The organism is Aliiglaciecola sp., assembly GCF_039982535.1.
Taxonomy (GTDB): Bacteria; Pseudomonadota; Gammaproteobacteria; order Enterobacterales; family Alteromonadaceae; genus Aliiglaciecola.
The window spans coordinates 1-1,303 of sequence record NZ_JBDWYG010000057.1 but is presented as its reverse complement, the minus strand read 5'-3'; the positions used below and the strand labels follow the sequence as shown (position 1 = coordinate 1,303).

General features: G+C 41.1%; 1 pseudogene. It reads right to left on the bottom strand.

Annotated features, from left to right (window positions below):
• Window positions 1–11: 11 nt before the first annotated feature.
• Window positions 12–1,303: pseudogene (locus tag ABJV04_RS16870) on the bottom strand (hypothetical protein); the annotation flags it as partial.

The window sequence follows — 1,303 nt, the reverse complement described above, 5'->3', positions numbered from 1 at the left end:
CAAACTCTAATTTAGTTGTCGTTCCAGCGAACCCAGTTTCCTATTGCCCAGTTTGTGGAACCAAATGCTCCTATATAAGTAGCACTTGAGTTAAAGAAACTATTACTTGGAGGAGTTGCACCTGTTACCGGGTTTGCAACTGTATAATCATAAGCAGCAGCATTTGTGAATCCCGGTGCTTGTTCCATTGTTACTGCTCCGAAGTCAGTTGAATCAGCAGCATTGTTGAAACCTTCATTATTCCAAACAATAGTGTTGTCAATAGAAAGGTCGTTAGGGAACATAGCTCTGGTGTCATCTTCGATCTTGAAGTTCAAGCCATCAAAATCAGTAATAATGAAGTTTTCAAGAGTACCGTTGAATTCTTCTCTTAAACGCATACCGTAGTTTTTATCTTCAGCATCTTTGGTTGCACCATCTTGCTTCAAGCCAACTAAAGTAACATTATAAAGTGTTGGGTTAGTTTCTCCACCTGAACCCAGTGTCTTAACACCATCAGACTCAAAACCATTATCTGCTCCGGCAACCTGAACACCCAACCAGAATTGACCATTTCCGTTCCAACCTTCATCCATATCGAAAGAATCATCATCGTTGAAAGAAGAAATCAGATATTTTGCGTTTACTGAGCCTCCGAACCACTCAAAACCATCATCAGTACACTTATAAACCTGTATGTATTCTAAAGTAGTGCCTGAGCCTACTGAATAAAGACTTAAGCCGTTTAGCTCTGAACCTTCAGCGAAAGAGAAACCTACATATTCAATTCGAACATATTTAAGGATTCCGCTGTCATCGTTATTGTTGGTACCACCATACTGAATTGCATCAGGAAGACCTTCAACTTCTCCTTTTCCGCCATCGATGTTGTTGATCCCTTCTCCGGCCAGCACGATGCCACCCCAGTCGCCCGGTAGTTTTGTATCACGAGCTGAAGTAAATACAATTGGATTGTTTGCAGTTCCTTCAGCAACTAATCTTCCACTAGACTTAGGTGTGTCAAAGTTTTCCGCATCTGCAGGTAGCGTTATGATTGCTCCTACTTTATCTACATCGTTGTTGTGATAGGTAAAGCTTACTTCTACTCCCGCATCAATAGTTAAAGTTACTCCGGGTAGTACGTAGTATTGTCCGGTTAATTCCTGATCTGTAGACCACCTTGTGTCTTCAGCGATTACAGTGCCGGGCAGAGCTTCATAGATTGCCGGTAACTCAGTGTCTTGATCATTGCCGTTATTATCATTACAAGATGCGAATGATAATGCTAAAGCAAACAGAGTTAGAAGCTTAAGATTAGATTTCA